General features: G+C 72.0%; 15 protein-coding genes and 1 tRNA gene. 9 read left to right on the top strand and 7 right to left on the bottom strand.

The window, feature by feature from the left end:
• Nucleotides 1-98 precede the first annotated feature (98 nt).
• The 3 genes from menD to HDA30_RS06570 are packed head-to-tail and all read left to right on the top strand — an operon-like array spanning nucleotide 99 to nucleotide 4,480.
• Nucleotides 99-2,042: a 2-succinyl-5-enolpyruvyl-6-hydroxy-3-cyclohexene-1-carboxylic-acid synthase gene (menD, locus tag HDA30_RS06580; RefSeq protein WP_184241449.1), complete on the top strand. Its 1,944-nt coding sequence runs from the start codon at nucleotides 99-101 to the stop codon at nucleotides 2,040-2,042.
• Nucleotides 2,039-3,415: an NAD(P)/FAD-dependent oxidoreductase gene (locus tag HDA30_RS06575; protein ID WP_184241448.1), complete on the top strand. Its 1,377-nt coding sequence runs from the start codon at nucleotides 2,039-2,041 to the stop codon at nucleotides 3,413-3,415. Before menD ends, HDA30_RS06575 begins: the two co-directional genes overlap by 4 nt.
• A gap of 57 nt (nucleotides 3,416-3,472) precedes the next feature.
• Nucleotides 3,473-4,480: a polyprenyl synthetase family protein gene (locus HDA30_RS06570; protein WP_221419224.1), complete on the top strand. Its 1,008-nt coding sequence runs from the start codon at nucleotides 3,473-3,475 to the stop codon at nucleotides 4,478-4,480.
• A gap of 25 nt (nucleotides 4,481-4,505) precedes the next feature.
• Here the strand turns inward: HDA30_RS06570 and HDA30_RS06565 are convergent, their stop codons facing one another.
• The 3 genes from HDA30_RS06565 to rarD are packed head-to-tail and all read right to left on the bottom strand — an operon-like array spanning nucleotide 4,506 to nucleotide 6,541.
• Nucleotides 4,506-5,030, bottom strand: a complete 525-nt coding sequence (locus HDA30_RS06565) for an HIT family protein (protein ID WP_221419056.1) — start codon at nucleotides 5,028-5,030, stop codon at nucleotides 4,506-4,508.
• Nucleotides 5,027-5,521, bottom strand: coding sequence for a hypothetical protein (locus HDA30_RS06560; RefSeq protein WP_158496529.1), 495 nt, complete (start codon nucleotides 5,519-5,521; stop codon nucleotides 5,027-5,029). Before HDA30_RS06560 ends, HDA30_RS06565 begins: the two co-directional genes overlap by 4 nt.
• Before the next feature lie 9 nt (nucleotides 5,522-5,530).
• On the bottom strand, nucleotides 5,531-6,541 hold the full coding sequence (gene rarD / locus HDA30_RS06555) for an EamA family transporter RarD (RefSeq protein ID WP_184241447.1): 1,011 nt from the start codon (nucleotides 6,539-6,541) through the stop codon (nucleotides 5,531-5,533).
• Nucleotides 6,542-6,649: 108 nt separating this feature from the next.
• On the opposite strand from rarD, the gene HDA30_RS06550 reads away from it, so the two are divergent.
• Nucleotides 6,650-8,059, top strand: coding sequence for an FAD-dependent oxidoreductase (locus HDA30_RS06550; protein WP_184241446.1), 1,410 nt, complete (start codon nucleotides 6,650-6,652; stop codon nucleotides 8,057-8,059).
• A gap of 93 nt (nucleotides 8,060-8,152) precedes the next feature.
• Here HDA30_RS06550 and HDA30_RS06545 read toward each other — a convergent pair whose 3' ends face one another.
• The gene (locus HDA30_RS06545) at nucleotides 8,153-8,662 is read right to left on the bottom strand and encodes a hypothetical protein (protein ID WP_158496531.1); all 510 of its coding nucleotides are present in this window, start codon (nucleotides 8,660-8,662) and stop codon (nucleotides 8,153-8,155) included.
• 38 nt (nucleotides 8,663-8,700) lie between these two features.
• Nucleotides 8,701-9,189 carry a YajQ family cyclic di-GMP-binding protein gene (locus HDA30_RS10755; protein WP_184241445.1) on the bottom strand — a complete coding sequence of 163 codons (489 nt, stop codon included), beginning with the start codon at nucleotides 9,187-9,189 and terminating at the stop codon, nucleotides 8,701-8,703.
• A gap of 139 nt (nucleotides 9,190-9,328) precedes the next feature.
• On the opposite strand from HDA30_RS10755, the gene HDA30_RS06535 reads away from it, so the two are divergent.
• Nucleotides 9,329-9,410: transfer RNA gene (locus HDA30_RS06535), tRNA-Tyr, on the top strand.
• 232 nt (nucleotides 9,411-9,642) lie between these two features.
• Nucleotides 9,643-11,382 (top strand): AMP-binding protein, encoded by a 1,740-nt coding sequence (locus HDA30_RS06530; RefSeq protein ID WP_184242412.1) that lies wholly within the window; start codon nucleotides 9,643-9,645, stop codon nucleotides 11,380-11,382.
• 63 nt (nucleotides 11,383-11,445) lie between these two features.
• On the opposite strand, the gene HDA30_RS06525 is transcribed toward HDA30_RS06530, so the two are convergent.
• Both HDA30_RS06525 and HDA30_RS06520 read right to left on the bottom strand, forming a co-directional pair.
• Nucleotides 11,446-11,937: a hypothetical protein gene (locus tag HDA30_RS06525; RefSeq protein WP_184241444.1), complete on the bottom strand. Its 492-nt coding sequence runs from the start codon at nucleotides 11,935-11,937 to the stop codon at nucleotides 11,446-11,448.
• A gap of 202 nt (nucleotides 11,938-12,139) precedes the next feature.
• Complete coding sequence (locus tag HDA30_RS06520) at nucleotides 12,140-13,162, bottom strand: DNA-3-methyladenine glycosylase family protein (protein WP_343059318.1); 1,023 nt, start codon at nucleotides 13,160-13,162, stop codon at nucleotides 12,140-12,142.
• Between the two features lie 143 nt (nucleotides 13,163-13,305).
• On the opposite strand from HDA30_RS06520, the gene HDA30_RS06515 reads away from it, so the two are divergent.
• The 3 genes from HDA30_RS06515 (at nucleotide 13,306) to HDA30_RS06505 (ending at nucleotide 17,394) form a co-directional block, all read left to right on the top strand.
• Nucleotides 13,306-14,811: a cystathionine beta-synthase gene (locus HDA30_RS06515; RefSeq protein WP_184242408.1), complete on the top strand. Its 1,506-nt coding sequence runs from the start codon at nucleotides 13,306-13,308 to the stop codon at nucleotides 14,809-14,811.
• An 81-nt stretch (nucleotides 14,812-14,892) separates the two neighbouring features.
• Nucleotides 14,893-16,098 (top strand): cystathionine gamma-synthase, encoded by a 1,206-nt coding sequence (locus HDA30_RS06510; protein ID WP_184241443.1) that lies wholly within the window; start codon nucleotides 14,893-14,895, stop codon nucleotides 16,096-16,098.
• An 87-nt stretch (nucleotides 16,099-16,185) separates the two neighbouring features.
• Nucleotides 16,186-17,394 (top strand): amidohydrolase, encoded by a 1,209-nt coding sequence (locus HDA30_RS06505; RefSeq protein WP_184241442.1) that lies wholly within the window; start codon nucleotides 16,186-16,188, stop codon nucleotides 17,392-17,394.
• Nucleotides 17,395-17,423: the final 29 nt, after the last annotated feature.

Here is a 17,423-nt window from a genome sequence, read left to right as displayed (position 1 = left end):
GCGACCGGCGGTGTGATCCGTGGCCCCGGTGGCCGTCCCCTGTGGGACGGCCACCGGGGCCACGGGCGTGTCGGGCCCGGCCTAGACTGGAGGGCACCATGACTTCTGAGGGCACGCAGACTCCGGCCGACTCGCTCGCGACGGCGCAGGTCGTTGCGCACGCCCTCGTCGACGGGGGGATGCGCGACGTCGTGATCTGCCCGGGCTCGCGTTCGGCCCCGCTCGTCTACGCCCTCGCCGCGTGCGAACGCGCGGGCGCGGTGCGGCTGCACGTGCGGATCGACGAGCGCTCGGCAGCGTTCCTCGCCCACGGCCTGTCCCTGGGCTCGGGTCGTCCCGTCGGCGTGCTCACCACCTCGGGCTCGGCGGTCGGGAACCTCACCCCGGCGCTGATGGAGTCCTTCCACGCCGGCACCCGGGTCGTCGCCCTCACCGCGGACCGGCCGGCAGCGCTGCACGGCACCGGGGCGAACCAGACCACCCAGCAGATCGGCATGTTCGGTCCCCACGTCCGGGCCGCGGTGTCCGTCGCGGCCGTGCATGACGGCGACGCGGCGGCCCACCTGCGCACGGTGCGCTCGCGCATCGGGCAGGCGATGCTCGCGACGGAGGGGTTTAGCTGCGACGAGGAGCCGGACGCGGTGCGGGTCGAGCCCGGGCCGCCCGGGCCCGTGCACGTGAACCTCGAGTTCGACGTCCCGCTCGTCCCGGACGCCGAGGACCTGCCGCGTCTGGCCCGGCAGTGCGCGTGTGTGCCGGGGGCCTGCCCGCCGCAGACCGGGCCGCCGGCAGGTCTCGACGCCCGCCCGACCACGGGTGCGCTGCCGGACCTGTCCGCGCACGGGGCCGCCGCGGTGCGCGCGGCCACCGTGCCGGTGTGGCGCCCGGCCGGCGCCGACCTGTCTGGCTTCCCGGAGCTTGAGGTGACCGCGGCGGACCCGGCCCGCACGGTCGTGCTCGCCGGTCATGACGCGGGCCCCGTCGCGGCCGCCTTCGCCCTCGCGCTCGGGCTGCCGCTGCTGGCCGAGCCCAGCTCGAACGCGCGGTTCAGCGTGAACGCGATCGCCGCCTATCCGCTGCTGCTGGGCCCCTCCGGGGGGCTCGACGGGGACGGGCATCCGCTCTCGACGCGCATCGAGCGGGTCGTGCTCTTCGGCCGTCCGACGCTCACCCGGCCCGTGCAGGCGCTGCTCGCCCGGCCCGATGTGCAGACCGCGCTCTACGCCCCGGAGCCGGCCCCCTGGCACGAGCCGGGCGCTCGCCGGGAACGTGAGGTCGGCACCCTCGCCGAGCTCGCCCAGTTCGCCGGGCACGGCGACCATGGCTGGCTGAGCGACTGGCAACAGGCGTCCCTGCGCGCCCAGAACGCGGTCGAGGACGTCGTGGTGACGCGCGAGACCGACTCGCATCTGACTCCGCACACGGTCGCGCTCGCGCTCGCCTCGACCGTGCGCGGGCCCCTCGTGCTGGGCTCCTCGTCGGTCATCCGGGATGTGGACCTGACCTGGCGGCCGCCGGGCGCGCCGCAGACGCACGTGTACGCCAACCGCGGACTCGCGGGCATCGACGGGACGATCTCGACCGCTGCCGGCGTCGCCTTGGCGACCCAGCGCCGCACCGTGGCGCTCATGGGGGACCTGACGGCCCTGCATGATGCCGGCGGGCTGCTCGTCGGGGAGGGCGAGCCGGAGCCGGACGTCGATGTGGTCGTGGTGAACGACGCCGGCGGGGCGATCTTCGCGGGGCTCGAGCACGGCGAGGTGGCCCGGGAACCCCATCTGGCGCCGATCGTCGAACGCTTCTTCGGCACCCCGCACGAGGCGGACCTCGAGGCGCTCGCGGCCGCCTATGCAGTGCCCTACCAACGGCTGAGGAGCGCGACGGATCTGCACAATCACCTGAGCCGGCCGGCGCGGGGCAGACGGCTGTTCGAAGTGCGCTGCGACCGCGCGGACCGGCCTGCCGTGACCGCCCGTCTGGCCGCGGCGGTCCGCTCGACCTTCCCGGCCGGCAACGAGGACGAGAGGACGGTAGGCGTATGAGCGGGCAGACCGCTGTGACGGAGTCGATCCGCGCGGACGTGGCGATCGCCGGTGGAGGCCCGGCGGGCGCGACCGCGGCGGCGCACCTGGCCCGGGCCGGGGCGCGCGTCGTGGTGCTGGAGAAGACGGCGCATCCGCGCGAGAAAGTCTGCGGCGACGGCCTGACCCCGCAGGCGGTGCGCGAGCTGCAGCTGCTGGACGTGCCTCATCGCGGCGAACCCGGCGACGACGGCGGCTGGCAGCTCATCCGCGGGCTGCGTCTGCGCGCGGGGGAGCGGTCCGTCGACGTTCCGTGGCCCCAGGCGGGCCCGTGGCCGGACTACGCGCTCACCCGCACGCGACAGGATTTCGACGCCCTACTCGTCGCCCAGGCCCGCGCGGCCGGGGCCGATGTGCTCGAGCGGCGCTCCGTGACCGGGGTGCGGCGCGACGACACGGGACGCGTGCGTGGTCTGGTGGCCGCCGTCCTCGACGACCGCGGCCGCCGCACCGGTGAGACGCTGCACGTCGAGGCGCCGATCGTGCTCGCCTGCGACGGAAACGCGACGCGGGCCGCGGTCTCCGCCGGCATCCATCGCCGTCAGGACCGGCCGATGGGCGTCGCCGTCCGCGCCTATTACGGTGTCGAGGCCGCCGACGAGCGCTCGGGTCCGAGCGGGGACCGGTCCGCATGGATGGAATCGTGGCTGCGTCTGCCCGACGCCGACGGCAACCCGCTGCCCGGTTACGGCTGGCTGTTCCCGCTGGCCGACGGCACCGTCAACGTGGGCCTGGGCATCCTCGACACCTCCCCGCAGTTCGGCCAGCTCGACTATCGCGGGCTGCTGCGGCAGTGGACCGGCGCCCTCGAGGAGGACTGGGGGCTGGGCGAACACACGCGCGCCTCGCGAATCCTCGGCGCCGCCCTGCCGATGGCGTTCAACCGCACGCCGCAGCACGTGCCGGGCATGCTGCTGGTCGGCGACGCCGCCGGCATGGTGAGCCCGTTCAACGGTGAGGGCATCGGATTCGCGATGGAGGCCGCCCGTCATGCCGCCGAGCTGACCCTCCAGGCGCTCGCGGTCGGCACCGACCGCGGCGCCGATGCGGTGCTCAGCCGGTACCCGCTGCTGACCCAGCATCTGTGGGGCCGGCACTTCCGGCTCGGCGCGCAGTTCGCCCGGCTGATCGGCCACCCGGCGGTGATGCGGGCCTCGCTCGCGGCCGGGATGAGCGCTCCGGCGTTGCTGCGACCCCTCGTGCGGGTCATGGGCAACCTGGTCGAGCCGCGCGGGCGGGCGGGAGCGACCCCAGACGGCGTGGACCGTCTCGTGTGGGCCCTCGAGGGGCTCACTCCCGCGCTGACCACCGCTGACGTGCCGGCGGTTCGGTAGGCTGACACGGTGATCACCTCCACCGACGGCTTCTCCCTGCCCCCCGGCTTCGACGCGATGGCCGAGCACGGGCGTGTGCTCGACGTCGTGACGACGGCCCTGGAGCGAGTTGAGGAGCAGCTGCACGAGGCGCTGGCCCATGAGGACGACTTCGCCGAGACCGCCGCGCGCCACCTGCTCACCGCCGGCGGTAAACGCATCCGCCCCGTGTTGACGGTGCTCGCCTCGCTGCTGGCGGACCCGGAGCTGGCCTCGGGTGAGGTCGCTGACGTGAGCGCCGAGGTGCGCCAGGCGGCGGTGGTCATGGAGCTGACGCATCTGGCGACGCTGTACCACGACGACGTGATGGACGAAGCCCCGGTGCGCCGCGGCGCGCAGTCGGCCCACCGGCTGTGGGGAAACTCCGCCGCGATCCTGGCCGGCGACCTGATCTTCGCGCGCGCCTCGCAGCTGATGTCGCAGCTGGGGGCACGCGCGGTGCGGGTGCAGGCGGACACCTTCGAACGCCTCGTCATGGGCCAGCTGGGGGAGACCCGCGGCGCACAGCCGGGAGAGGACCTGCTCGAGCACTACCTGCAGGTGCTCGGCGGCAAAACCGGCTCGCTCATCGCCGCAGCCGGACTGCTCGGCGCCCACCTGGGCGGGGCCGAGGAGTCGGTCGTCGAGATCTTGGCCGAGTACGGCGAACAGGTGGGGCTGGCGTTCCAGCTCGCCGACGACCTGATCGACCTGACCTCCACGCAGGAGCAGCTGGGCAAGACGCCGGGCACCGATCTGCGGGAGGGGGTGCCCACCCTGACGACCTTGCTGCTGCAGCGCCGTGCCGAGGCGGGAGACGAGGCGGCGGCGCGGGCCGTGGCGCTCGTGGCGGGCCCGCTCGACTCTGACGAGCAGCTCGCGACGGCGGTCGCGGCCGTGACGGCGCATCCGGTGATGGACGAGGCCTGGGCCATGACGCGCGAGCGCGCCGAGCGGGCCAAGCAGGTGCTCGAGCCCCTGCCGGAGTCGGTGGTCAAGCAGGCGCTGGCCGGTTTCGCCGACTACGTGGTGGACCGCGCCGCCTGACCGACCTGCCGGTCAGGCCGCCGTCTCAGAGACGGGTCGGGGCCGCGTCGAGGGCGGCGGCCAGCTCCCGGGCCTTCGTCGCCCGCACGTGTGGCTCGACGCCGTGGCGCCGCTGCCGGTAGAGCATGTCCCCGTCATAACGGGGGAACACGTGCAGGTGGTAGTGCCATACGTGCTGGTTTCCGGCGGGCTCGTTGTGCTGACGGGTGGAGATCCCATCCGGCGACCACGCCGCCTTCATCGCCAGCGCCACTTGTCGGGCCATCAGCGCGATGCGCTGCAGGACGCGGTCAGGCAGTTCGTAGAGGTTCTCGTAGTGCTCCGACGGGCAGACCATGGCGTGCCCCTCGTGGTCGCCGAACCCGTCGCACGCGATCAGGACGATCAGGTCCTCGTCCTGATAGACGGTGTCGCCGACCTCGCACCGGTTGCCCGGGTCCGAGCAGTCGCCGGCCACGAGCCCGCAGAACGGACACGCGTACCCCTCGGGCGCGTGGCTCACCCGGGCCGCGGCGCCCGTGCCGACAGCGGCGTCGTCTGCGCCGTTCAACCGCCGCTCCGCTCGTCGTCCTCGGCGGGGTCCTCGAAGGTCCAGGCCAGCAGGTCGGAGACAAACTCGCTGAACGTGCCACCCTCGTCCGACCACTGCCCGTCCTCGGCGTCGGCGCCGGTACTGCGCCGCCAGACGATCGGATCGGGCAGCGGGAGGTTGTCGACCGGCAGACCCCACACGACGGACTCCTCGGCGTCCTCGAGGAACATGAGGAACCCGTCGCGCACTTCCAGGTCGTCGGGGTCCCAGAAGTAATGGTCGGTCTCGAGCAGGTCCCCGCAGTTGCCCAGCGCCAGGTAGAACTCCCGCAGCGCGACCGGCAGGGTCGGCCGCTGCCCGAGCTGCTCGGCGGCGGGGGAGTCGTCCAGCAGCCGGTCGATCTGCTCGGCGTCCAGGCCGTCGTCGGCGGCCCAGGGCTCGCCGAGCAGAGCGGGCACGAGCTGCTGGAAACCGGGCAGGTACACAGGGGCGGCAGGCTTGGCGGGCATGGCGCCAGTCTACGACCGTCGCGACCCGACGGCCCGGCCGGGCCGCCTGCGGACGGGACGAGTGCTCGTGAGTCGCCGCTGCGCGCGGGCGTGCGCCAGATGATCGGTGGTGAACACGATCAGGGCCAGCCACACCAGGCCGAAGCCGATCCAGCGTGCCGAAGGCATGTGTTCGCCGAACACCAGCACGGCGAGCAGGAACTGCCCGACCGGGGCGATGTACTGCAGGATTCCGAGCACCGAGAGCGGCACGGTCTGTGCGGCGGCGCCGAAGAGGATCAGCGGCACGGCGGTGACGACCCCCGAGGCCGCCATGATCGCCAGGTGCCCGGCGCCGTGCTGGCCGGTGGTCAGCATGCCCACGGAGGCCAGCCACGCGGTGCCGCCGACGAACAGGGGCAGCAGGACGATCGTCTCGGCCGTCAGCGCCGTGACCGGGTGGACGGCCGCGGTGCGCTTCTTCAGGAGCCCGTAGACACCGAACGAGCAGGCCAGGCCCAGGCCGATCCACGGCACCTGGCCGGCCTCGACGGTGATCACGGCGACGGCCGCCGCCGCGACGCCGACCGCGATCCACTGGGCGCGGCGCAGTCGCTCCCCGAGCAGGGCGACGCCGAGGGTCACGTTCACCAGCGGGTTCATGAAATAGCCCAGCGACGCCTGCAGGATGTTCCCGGAGGTCACCGAGAACGCGTACAGCAGCCAGTTCACCGCGATGGTCACGGCGGCCAGTGCGACGATCCCGACGCGTCGCCGGGTGCCCAGAGCCCGACGCAGCTCGGGCAGGCGGCGCAGCAGCGCCAGCAGCACGAGGCAGAACAGCAGAGAGAACCCGATGCGCATGATGACGATCTCCACGGCGGTCGCCGGCGCCGTGACCGCCATGTACAGCGGAAGCGCACCCCAGATCGCGTAGGCGCCGGCGCCGAGGGCCAGCCCCCGGTGGCTCTGTTCGGGCGCGGCGTCTGCGTGCGTCGTGGCGTCCGGCGGCGGTGCGGAGGAGGGGGAAGTCTGCGTCACGGCGCCACCATAGCGCTGTAGTGGTGAGACGCCTCACCACCGCGCACCGTGGCGTGATCGGTAGACTTGAGCGCTGATCCCGAACCCCTCTGGAAGGACTACATCGCCGTGACCGCACGCCCCGACCGTCCGTTGCGCATCGCCATCGTCGGAGCAGGCCCCGCCGGCGTCTACACGGCCGACATCCTCACCAAACAGGAGCGCGACTTCCCGGTCTCGATCGACCTGTTCGACCGCTACCCGGCGCCGTTCGGCCTCATCCGCTACGGCGTCGCGCCGGATCACCCGCGCATCAAGGGCATCGTCACCGCCCTGCACAAGGTGATGGACCGCGGCGACATCCGCTACCTCGGCAACGTGGACTACGGCACGGACATCCACCTCGAGGACCTGCGCCGACACTACGACGCGATCGTCTTCGCCACCGGCGCCGTCAAGGACGCCGCCCTCGACGTGCCGGGAGTCGAGCTCGAGGGCTCCTTCGGGGGCGCGGACTTCGCTTCCTGGTACGACGGTCACCCGGACGTCCCGCGTGACTGGAGTCTCGACGCCGAGCAGATCGCCGTGATCGGCAACGGCAACGTTGCGCTCGACGTCGCCCGCATCCTCTCCAAGCACGCCGACGACCTGCTCACCACCGAGATCCCGGACAATGTCTACCGGGCGCTCAAGGCCTCGCCTGTGACGGACGTGCACGTCTTCGGGCGCCGTGGACCCGCCCAGGTGAAGTTCACCCCGCTCGAGCTGCGCGAGCTCGCGCACTCCCGTGACGTGGACATCGTCCTGTACGAAGAGGACTTCGACTTCGACGCCGCCTCCGAGGCCGCGATCGAGTCGAACAACCAGACCCGCACGATGGTCAACACGCTCACCAACTGGCTCATGGAGCAGGAGGACCGCACACAGCAGGCCTCCCGTCGCCTGCACCTGCACTTCCTCCAGGCGCCCGAGCAGTTCCTCGACGTCGACGGCGACGGTCGCCTCGACGGGCTGCGGATGCGCCGCATGGAGCTCGATGGCGAAGGCGGCATTCGCCCGACCGACGAGACCGTCGACTACCCGGTGCAGGCCGTGTACCGGGCTGTCGGCTACTTCGGCTCCCCGGTGGAGGGCGTCGAGTTCGACGAGCGCCGCGGCGTCATCCCCAACGCGGAGGGCCGTGTGCTCGACGCCGACGGGAACCCGGTGCCCGGCCTCTACGCCTCGGGCTGGATCAAGCGCGGTCCCGTGGGCCTGATCGGACACACGAAGGGCTGCGCCCTTGAGACCATCACCCACCTCATCGAGGACGTCGACTCGCTGTACACCGCGCAGCAGCCCTCGGAGGAGTCGGTGCTCGAGCTGCTCGCCGAGCGCGACGTGCCCGTCACGACCTGGGCCGGCTGGCACGCCCTCGATGCACACGAGAAGTCCCTGGGCCTCGCCGCGACCGAGGCCGGTCCCGTGGAGCGCGAACGCGTCAAGGTCGTCGACCGCGACGAGATGACCCGCATCATGCGCGAGGCCGATCAGTCCTGAGCCCGTGTTCCGAGGCGAAGGGCCCGCGCTGTGCGATATGCACGGCGCGGGCCCTTCTCGCGTGGTCGCGGTGCCGGTGGGTCGGCGGGACGGTCAGGCCTGCTCGGCGTGCAGTTCCTGGGACACGGTGACCGGCAGGACGCCGTCGAGGCGGTCCCAGTGGTCGACGAGGTCCCGGCGCACCGGGGCGTTGACGATTTCGCGGGCCTTCTTCTCCGCGGAGGACTGGCGGTCGGCGAGCGAGGAGCGGCCGGCCTCGTGGACGCGACGGCGCTCACGCAGACGCGTCGAGCGGTCCTCGGTGTCCCGGCCGACGTGCTCGAGCCGCTCGGAGAGCTCGTCCTGGTTTCGCAGCGAGGCGTCCAGGCGGGCGGGGGCGAGCGCGTGGTCGACGAATCCGGAGTCCAGCATCAGGCCGTGCGGCACGGCCAGGCCGTGACGCAGGGCGAGGTCCAGGTAGTCCTCATAGCTCAAGCGCATCTGGGCCGTCGTCCAGCGCTGGTCGTCGAGCTGCGCGCCGTCGACGCGGGCCCGGGCCCGGGCGGCCCCCAGGGTGGTGTCGGCGGACCAGACGGCGCCGCGCGGATCGATCAGGTACAGCATCGGTGTCTCCTCAGCAGGGGCGGACAGGGCGTCGCGGGTCAGCGGAAGTTGATGAACTGCAGGTCGGCGTCCTCGAAGTCCTTGAGCATCGCGATGGTCGCCTGCAGGTCGTCGCGGGACTTCGAGGACACGCGCAGCTCGTCGCCCTGGATGGTGGCCTTCACGGACTTGGGGCCCTCGTCGCGGATCAGCTTCGTGATCTTCTTCGCGGTGGGCTGGTCGATGCCCTCCTTGATGGCGGCCTCGAGACGGTACTCCTTGCCGGAGGCGTAGGGTTCGCCGGCGTCGAGGGACTTCAGCGAGATGCCGCGTTTAATGAGCTTCGACTCGAACACGTCCTTCACCGCCTTGACGCGTTCCTCGGAGGCGGCCTGCATGAGGATCTTCTCGCCGGAGAAGTCGATCTGCGCGCCGACGCCCTTGAAGTCGTAGCGCTGGGCGATCTCCTTCTGTGCCTGGTTCAGAGCGTTGGAGACCTCCTGACGGTCGACCTTGCTGACGACGTCGAATGTGGAATCGCTGGCCACGTGCGTGCTCCTTCTCGTGGACGGGCTCGGATCTGAGTTCACCCTACCGGCCGGGTGCGGTTTGGACCCATGCGGGATGTGCGGTAGGCTCTTCTCTCGTCTGTTGATCCGGTGCGCGAGCGCCGATCGACCGTCGCGCGGCAGATTACCCGAGCGGCCAAAGGGGGCTGACTGTAAATCAGCTGGCATTGCCTACGGGGGTTCGAATCCCTCATCTGCCACCGTCCGTCATGAGCCGGGCCATCGTTTCCACGATGGCCCGGCTCATGGTTTTTCTGGGGTGATCGACGCGCCCCGCCATCCGGGGGTGGTGACGGACCTCGCGCCGAGATGTAACGTGAGCCAGAACACAGTGTTCCCGCTCACATGGCCGCCGTGTATCGGCCGCCTCGACTTCGGCCCGTGCCTGGGCGCATCGGGCCGCCCGGCATCCAGGAGAGTCCCCGCATGACGATGACCGAGACCGCCGCCCCGTCGTGCACGGCAGGTCCCACCGACCTGCCGCTGCTGCGCCAGACCCTGTCCCAGAACCTCGATGAGACGGCCGCCCGGCATCCAGAAGCCCCGGCCGTGATCGAGTGTGGCCCCGATGGCACCCCCGAGGGCGGCCGCACCTGGACCTTCGCCCAGCTGCGGGCCGAATCCGTGCGGGTCGCCAAGGCCCTGATCGCCGCGGGCTACGCCCCGGGGGACCGGCTGGGCATGTGGAGTCCCAACGTCGCCGAGTGGACCACCCTGCTCTACGGCGCCGCCAGGGCGGGGGTGATCCTGGTGAACCTGAACCCGGTCTATCGCAGTCACGAGCTGACCTACGTCGTGGAGCAGTGCGACATGGCCGGCCTCGTGGTCGCCTGTCCCGACGAGCGGATGGACCCGCCGACCACCGCGCGCCGCGTCGCACAGGAGGGCGCCCCCGCGTTGCGTCAGCTGATCATGCTGCCCACGCCAGGCCGGATCGGTGCCGACTCGTATCCGCACGCCCGGCCGGACACCGTACCGGGCAAGGCCGCCGAAGCGCAGGTCCAGGAGCTCACCTGGAGCACCCTGCTGGCCGGCGCCGATCAGGTGAGCGATGCCCAGCTGGCCGAGCGTGAGGCGCAGGTGCACCATGACGACCCGGTGAACCTGCAGTACACCTCCGGGACCACGGGCTTTCCGAAGGGCGTGACGCTCTCGCACGTGAACATCCTGAACAACGGCTTCCACATCGGTGAGCTGCTCGGCTACACCGCCGACGATGTGCTCGTGATCCCGGTGCCGTTCTTCCACTGCTTCGGCATGGTCATCGGCACGATGGCCGCGGTCTCCCACGGCACCGCCCAGGTGCTGCCGTCCCGCGGGTTCGATCCGGCGAAGACGCTCGCCGCCGCCGCGGCGACGCGGGCCACGAGCCTGTACGGCGTGCCGACCATGTTCATCTCCATGCTCGCCCGCGAGGAGGCCCGCACGCTGGACCTGTCTCGGCTGCGCACCGGGGTGATGGCCGGCTCGACGTGCCCCGTCGAGGTGATGAAGCAGGTGATCGACGAGCTGAATATGACTGAGGTCGCGATCTGCTACGGCATGACGGAGACCGCGCCGGTGTCCACCATGACTCGCCGCGACGACTCCCTGGCTCGCCGCACCGAGACGGTCGGTCGGAGCATGCCCCACGTCGAGACGAAGATCGTGGACCCCTCGACCGGGGAGGTCGTGCCCCGCGGTGCGACCGGAGAGCTGTGCACCCGCGGCTACTGCGTCATGAGCGGCTACTGGGACGACGAGCAGCGCACCGCCGCCGTGCTGGACGAGCACGGCTGGATGCACTCCGGTGACCTCGCCTCGATGGACGAGGACGGGTACGTGCGGATCGAGGGGCGGATCAAGGACCTGATCATCCGCGGCGGCGAGAACATCTCGCCGCGCGAGGTCGAGGAGTTCCTCTACACGCATCCGGACATCCAGGACGTTCAGGTCGTCGGGGTGCCCGACGACAAGTACGGCGAACAGCTGCTGGCCTGCGTGATCCTGCGCGAGGGGGCCGAGCCGCTCACGGCGGAGGACATCAAGGAGTTCTCGACCGGTCGGATCGCCCACTTCAAGGTCCCGGCCTATGTGCAGGTCCGCGACGCCTTCCCCATGACGGTGTCCGGGAAGGTGCGCAAGGTCGAACTGCGCGAGCAGGGCCGGGACTACGTCGCCGCGCTCGGCTGAGTCGGGCCGCCGGGCGGCACGGCTCGACGCCGCGACCGTCCGCACCGCCCCGTCTGTGTGAGCTCAGTCCGCGGCGGCCGACAGCGGGTAGACGTCCCAGATCGTGCACAGCGTCTGCGGGTGTGCGCCCTGCACGGCCCGGTAGTACGCCCAGGCCCACGCGGAGGCCCCGTTGCTGTCCGGCGGAGTGGCGGGGCAGTCTCCGCGGTGCCACCACTGCTGCTCGGCGGCGATGAAGTCCAGGAACTCGGCGGGGCCCTCGTCCGCGGGCGGACGAAGCCCTTCCTGCAGCTGCTCGGCCGCGGCCACGGCGTAGAGGCTCGTCGCCGTGGAGTCGAGCACGATCGGGCAGTCGCGTTCGAAAGCGCCGATCCGGCCCATGGCCTCCCGCATGGCCTCCTCCGGGTCCGGCGTTCCTGAGACCACGAGCACCGAGGCCCGCTCGCCCGGCACCAGGGTGCCCGGGCTGCTCGGGCCGCGGAACCGATCTTGGTGTGTCCACGCCTCGTTCTCGTCGTACAGGTTCTCCTCGTGCAGACCCAGCATGGCGGTCATCCCTCCTGCTCCCTGAGCCGATCGTGGCGCCGGACCGGCGCTCATGCCCGGTCCGGTGCGCTCGCCGCGGTCGCGGCGACGTCCTCCACGCTAGGAAGGCCGGCCGCCTGTGCCGTGGCCGCGCGATGCGGCTGTGGATCGTCGGGGCGCAGCCCGGTGCCTGTGCAGGAGCGGACCGGCCGCGCGCCGATGCCGCCGGAGGTCAGCGGCGGCGGTGATCGGCCGGGGCCAGCCGGGGACCGAAGGACCGTCGGCGCTCGCCGGTCAGGCCCAGCAGCCGCACCAGCCGCTGCCGGTGACCGGCAAACGGGGCGAGCAGCTCGAGCATTCCGGCATCGTCCACACGTCGTCCGGTGAGCACCTGCCCCACGAAATGCGCCAGGTGGTAATCGCCGACCGAGACCAGGTCCGCCGCCCCGTGACTGCGCTGCAACGCCTCCGCCGTCGACCACGGCCCGATGCCCGGCAGCGAGCACAGCCGCCGGTTCAGTCCCTCGGCCGCTGAGGGATCCCAAGGCGGGCACGCTGCGGCCACCCGCTCGATCGAGGCGGACCGCCGTGCGGCCTGGACGAGGGTGCGGGACTGCGCCGGTTGGACCCATCCGGTGTGCCACCGCCACGAGGGGATCAGCGCGACCTGCTCCGGTCGGGGCGGCAGGAGCATCCCCGCGGGGACCGGGCCGGGCGGCGTGCCCCCGCCTGAGGAGCCGCGGGCGGCCTCCCGTACGAGGCTGCGCCAGCCGTGCCGGGCCTGGTCATGCGTCACCTTCTGCTCCAGCACGACCGTCAGCAGTCCGACCGACAACGCGCCGGCCGCGGGCAGACGCAGCCCCGGGTGCCGACGTCGCGCCTCGAGCACCGAGGCCGGCAGCCGACGCCGGTGCTCGGCCAGCAGTTCGTCGAACGCGCTCCAGCCCTGATCGCCCAGCCCGAGCAGGGCGGGCACCTGTTCGACCGCCTCCTGCGCGCCGGGGCCCCAGGCGCGTGCCCGCACCGAACCGGGGAGGAACGGGGACGCCGGGCCCTCGACCAGCAGCGCCGCGGCCCCGGACCGTGTGCGTCGCGTGAGCCAGGCCCGGCGTCCCGTCACCCGCACGCAGGGATCCGCGGCGCCGCGCTGCAGCGGCCGCAGCGTGAGCCCCACATCCACGGGGACCTCGGCCGGGAACGACCGAGTCGCGTCGGCGTCGGGCAGGGGATCATGGGGCAGCTCGTCCTGGGGCACGGGCTGATCGTAACGGCGGCTGTTGCTCCGCATGTCGGCCGCGCTGCCACGCGGCGTCCGGCCCGGGTAGCGTGGCCGCCGTGACTGACACGACCGCTTCCCCCGACACCCCGCACCAGGGCGACGCCCAGACCGAGAGCCAGATGCGCTACGCGCACACCGTCCTCGACCTGATCGGCGACACGCCCCTGGTCCGGCTCAACAACGTGACCGAGGGCATCGACGCCACCGTCCTGGTGAAGGTCGAATACCTGAACCCCGGCGGCTCGGTGAAGGACCGCATCGCGCTGAAGATGATCGAGCGCGCTGAGGCCGAGGGCCGTCTGGGGCCCGGCGGCACCGTCGTCGAGCCCACCTCCGGCAACACCGGCGTGGGCCTGGCGATCGTGGCCCAGCAGAAGGGATACCGCACCGTCTTCGTGACCCCGGAGAAGGTCGGCCAGGAGAAGCGCGACGTGCTCGCCTCCTACGGCGCGGAGCTCGTGGTGACCCCCGCCTCCGTCGCCCCGGATTCCGACGAGTCCTATTACGGCGTGGCCAATCGGCTCGAGGCGGAGATCGAGGGCGCCTATCAGCCCAACCAGTTCTTCAACCCCGCTGCACCGGATTCGCACTTCGAGTCCACCGGACCCGAGATCTGGCGTGACACCGCGGGGAAGGTCACGCACGTCGTCATGGGCGCCGGCACCGGCGGCACCATCACGGGCACGGGCCGGTACCTCAAGCAGGTCTCCGCGGATCGTGACTCGGGCCCGGTGTGCGTGATCGGCGCTGACCCCGAGGGCTCGGTGTACTCCGGCGGCACGGGCCGTCCGTACTTCGTCGAGGGCGTCGGCGAGGACATGTGGCCGGACAACTATGACCCGTCGGTGCCGGACGAGGTCATCGCCGTCGACGACGACGAAGCATTCGCGATGACCCGGCGCCTCGCCGCGGAAGAGGGCCTGCTCGTCGGCGGCTCCTCCGGCATGGCGGTCGTCGCCGGTCTGCGGGCCGCGCGTCAGCTCGGTCCGGAGGACGTCATGGTGATCGTCTTGCCGGACTCCGGCCGCGGCTACCTCGCCAAGATCTTCAACGACCCGTGGATGGACGCCCACGGCTTCTCCTACGAGGCACGGCCGACCGTGCTGCCCGCCTGGGCACAGGGACGCTCCCGTTCCGCCGTCCCGGACGGATCCGGCGACGCCGCACCCGCAGTGGAGGCCGCGGCCGCCGCGCCGACCGGCCGATGGGATGCGTCCGTCGGCGATCTCATGGCGGACAAGGAGGACCTGTTCCCCGGCTCCGTGCCGATGCTGGTGACCGCCTCGCCCGAGACCACCGTCGCCGACGCCGCGGCCACGATGAACCGCTACGGTGTGGACGCCCTGCCGGTCGTGGCCGAGCCGGTCCACGACCTGCGCGTCGGCGAGGTCCGGGGGACCATCGCCGTCGCGGCTCTGGCCGCCGCGCTCGCCGACGGCCGGGCCCGTACCGATGATCCCGTCGCCGAGCACATGGAGGCGCCGCTGCCCATGATCGGCGCCCGCACGAGCCTGCGCGAGGCCCTCGCCCGCCTGAGCGAGGAGCCGACGCTGCTCGTCGCGCGCGGCGGTCAGGTCGCCGGAATCCTGACCCTGCATGACCTGCTGGCCTACACCACGGCCTGAACCGAGTTCCGGAGAGGGCGGCGCGCCGTCCGCCGCCCCGGCCCGAGCCAGCCTGAACCGCCTGACCGAAAGGACCGTCAGATGACCGAGCAGAACACCACCGACACCGGCCAGGGTTTCGGCACCCGCGCCGTCCATGCCGGGCAGGACCTCGACGAGGTCTTCGGCGCCGTCGTCCCGCCGATCCACCTCTCCAGCACCTACGCTCCGACCCGTGTCGGCGAGCTGCGTCGTGGTTATGACTATGGCCGCGGCACGAACCCGACCCGCGACGCACTCCAGGCGCAGCTGGCCGCGCTCGAGGCCGGCGTCGATGAGAACGGCGCCCCGAAGGCCACCGCGCTGACCTTCGCCTCCGGCCTGGCCGCTGAGACGGCGCTGATCATGGGCGCGGCGGAACCGGGCGTCACGATCGTCATGGGAAACGATGTGTACGGCGGCTCCTACCGCCTGATCTCGACGGTCCTGGCCAAGTGGGGAGTCAAGCACGCGGTCGTGGACATGGGCGATGAGCAGCAAGTCGCCGACGCGGTGGCCGCCGCCCAGGCGCAGGGCCCGGTGCTCGTGTGGCTCGAGACGCCGTCGAACCCGATGATGACGGTCTCGGACATCGCCGCGATCGCGCGCGTGGCCCACGACGCCGGCTGCCTGCTGGTCGTCGACAACACCTTCGCGACGCCCTACCTGCAGACCCCGTTCGACTTCGGCGCCGATGTGATCGTCCACTCGACGACCAAGTACATCGGCGGGCACTCCGACGTCATCGGCGGCGCGGTCGTCATCAAGGACCCCGCGGTGGCCGAGGCCGTGAAGTTCCAGCAGTTCGCCGCCGGCGCCGTCAACGGCCCGTGGGACGCGTACCTGACCACGCGCGGGCTCAAGACCCTCGGCGTGCGCATGGACCGGCACCAGGCCAATGCCGGCGAGATTGTCCGCTGGCTGCAGGAGCAGCCGGGCGTTGACCGCGTGCTGTACCCGGGTCTGCCGGACCACCCCGGCCACGAGCTCGCGGCCGCCCAGATGCGCGGCTTCGGCGGGATGGTCTCGGTGCAGCTGGCCGGTGGCGCCGCGCAGGCCCGCCGCGTCGCCGAGTCCACGCGCCTGTTCCAGCTCGCCGAGTCCCTGGGTGGCATCGAGTCGCTCATGAACTACCCGGCCGAGATGACGCACGCCTCGGTCGCCGGCACTGAGCTCGCCGTGCCGGACAATCTGCTGCGCCTCTCGGTGGGCATCGAGGACGTCGAGGACCTGAAGGCGGACCTCGACGCCGCGCTGCGGGCGCGCTGAGCCGGGCTGACCGGCACGCCGCGTCCGGACCCGGGCCGGCGCCCAGGCACCTGAGGCCTGCGGCGTCGGCCCGCTACTGTGAGGTGCATGACTTCATGCGCCTTCGTCAACGCCCATATCGTCCCGATCGAGGCCGAGCCCTTCGACGGCACCCTCGTCGTCGAGGACGGACGGATCGTCGCGCTCGGCCCGGACGTGCAGGCCCCGGCGACGGCCCGCCGCATCGACTGCGAGGGGCGGTGGCTGCTGCCCGGTCTCGTCGACGCGCACGTGCACCTCGGCATGGACCCGGAGGGGGAGCTCGGCTCCACCGTCGACGTCAACGAGATGACCGACCCCGTGATGGCCGGCGTCCGGGCGATCGACGCGGTCGACCCGGCCGATCCGGGCTTCGCCGACGCCCTGGCCGGCGGGGTGACCACCGTCAACGTGAATCCGGGCTCGGGCAACCCGATCGGCGGGCAGGCGGTCGCGATGCACACACACGGCCGGACGATCGAGGAGATGGTGCTGCGCAGCCCCTCGGGCCTGAAGTCCGCGCTCGGCGAGAACCCGAAGCGCGTGTACGGGGAGAAGGGCCGCACGCCGTCGACCCGGCTCGGCACGGCCCTGGTGATTCGCGAGGCGTTCATGGCGGCGCAGGGTTATGCAGCCCGTCGGGCCAAGGCCGAGGCGGACGGGGAGCCGTTCACACGAGACCCGCATCTGGAGGCCCTCGCGCTCGTGCTCGAGCGGCGCATCCCGTGGCGTCAGCACTGCCACCGGACGGACGACGTCGCCACGGCCCTGCGGCTGGCCGACGAGTTCGGATACGAGCTCGTCCTCGACCACGGCACCGAGGCGCATCCGCTCGCCGACCAGCTCGCCGAGCGCGGCGTGCCGGTGCTGATCGGACCGCTGTTCACGACGAAGTCCAAGCCGGAGCTGCGGGGTCGCTCGCTGCGCAACCCGGGCCGACTCGCCCGTGCCGGCGTCGAGGTCTCGATCATCACCGACCACCCGGTGATTCCGATCGACTTCCTGGTCTACCAGGCGGCGCTGTCGGTGAAGGAGGGGCTCGACCGGGACACGGCGCTGCGCGCGATCACGATCAATCCCGCGCGGGTGCTCGGTCTGGGGGAGCGGATCGGTTCGCTCGAGCCCGGCAAGGACGCGGACCTGGTGCTGTGGTCCGGGGACCCGCTCGACGTGATGAACCGGGCGCTGGCGGTCTACATCGGGGGTGAACAGGTCATGGAGTACGACGCGCGGGCGGCCTGCCCGGTGGTCGCGGATCCGCGCCCGGAACTCGACTGAACACTGGACCGACGCTCACGGCGTCGGTC

Origin of the sequence: Micrococcus cohnii (genome assembly GCF_014205175.1) — a bacterium.
GTDB lineage: Bacteria > Actinomycetota > Actinomycetes > Actinomycetales > Micrococcaceae > Micrococcus > Micrococcus cohnii.
Note: the sequence above shows the minus strand (reverse complement) of the source record. Positions and strands in the feature narration are given on the sequence as shown.

Excerpts from the sequence above, each read along its gene's own strand:
- HDA30_RS06545 (WP_158496531.1), bottom strand. The coding sequence starts at position 8,662 with ATGCTGTACCTGATCGATCCGCGCGGCGCCGTCTGGTCCGCCGACACC.
- HDA30_RS06570 (WP_221419224.1), top strand. The coding sequence starts at position 3,473 with ATGGCCGAGCACGGGCGTGTGCTCGACGTCGTGACGACGGCCCTGGAG.
- HDA30_RS06505 (WP_184241442.1), top strand. The coding sequence starts at position 16,186 with ATGACTTCATGCGCCTTCGTCAACGCCCATATCGTCCCGATCGAGGCC.
- menD (WP_184241449.1), top strand. The coding sequence starts at position 99 with ATGACTTCTGAGGGCACGCAGACTCCGGCCGACTCGCTCGCGACGGCG.
- HDA30_RS06575 (WP_184241448.1), top strand. The coding sequence starts at position 2,039 with ATGAGCGGGCAGACCGCTGTGACGGAGTCGATCCGCGCGGACGTGGCG.
- HDA30_RS06525 (WP_184241444.1), bottom strand. The coding sequence starts at position 11,937 with ATGACCGCCATGCTGGGTCTGCACGAGGAGAACCTGTACGACGAGAAC.
- HDA30_RS06560 (WP_158496529.1), bottom strand. The coding sequence starts at position 5,521 with ATGCCCGCCAAGCCTGCCGCCCCTGTGTACCTGCCCGGTTTCCAGCAG.
- HDA30_RS06515 (WP_184242408.1), top strand. The coding sequence starts at position 13,306 with ATGCGCTACGCGCACACCGTCCTCGACCTGATCGGCGACACGCCCCTG.
- HDA30_RS06530 (WP_184242412.1), top strand. The coding sequence starts at position 9,643 with ATGACCGAGACCGCCGCCCCGTCGTGCACGGCAGGTCCCACCGACCTG.
- HDA30_RS06510 (WP_184241443.1), top strand. The coding sequence starts at position 14,893 with ATGACCGAGCAGAACACCACCGACACCGGCCAGGGTTTCGGCACCCGC.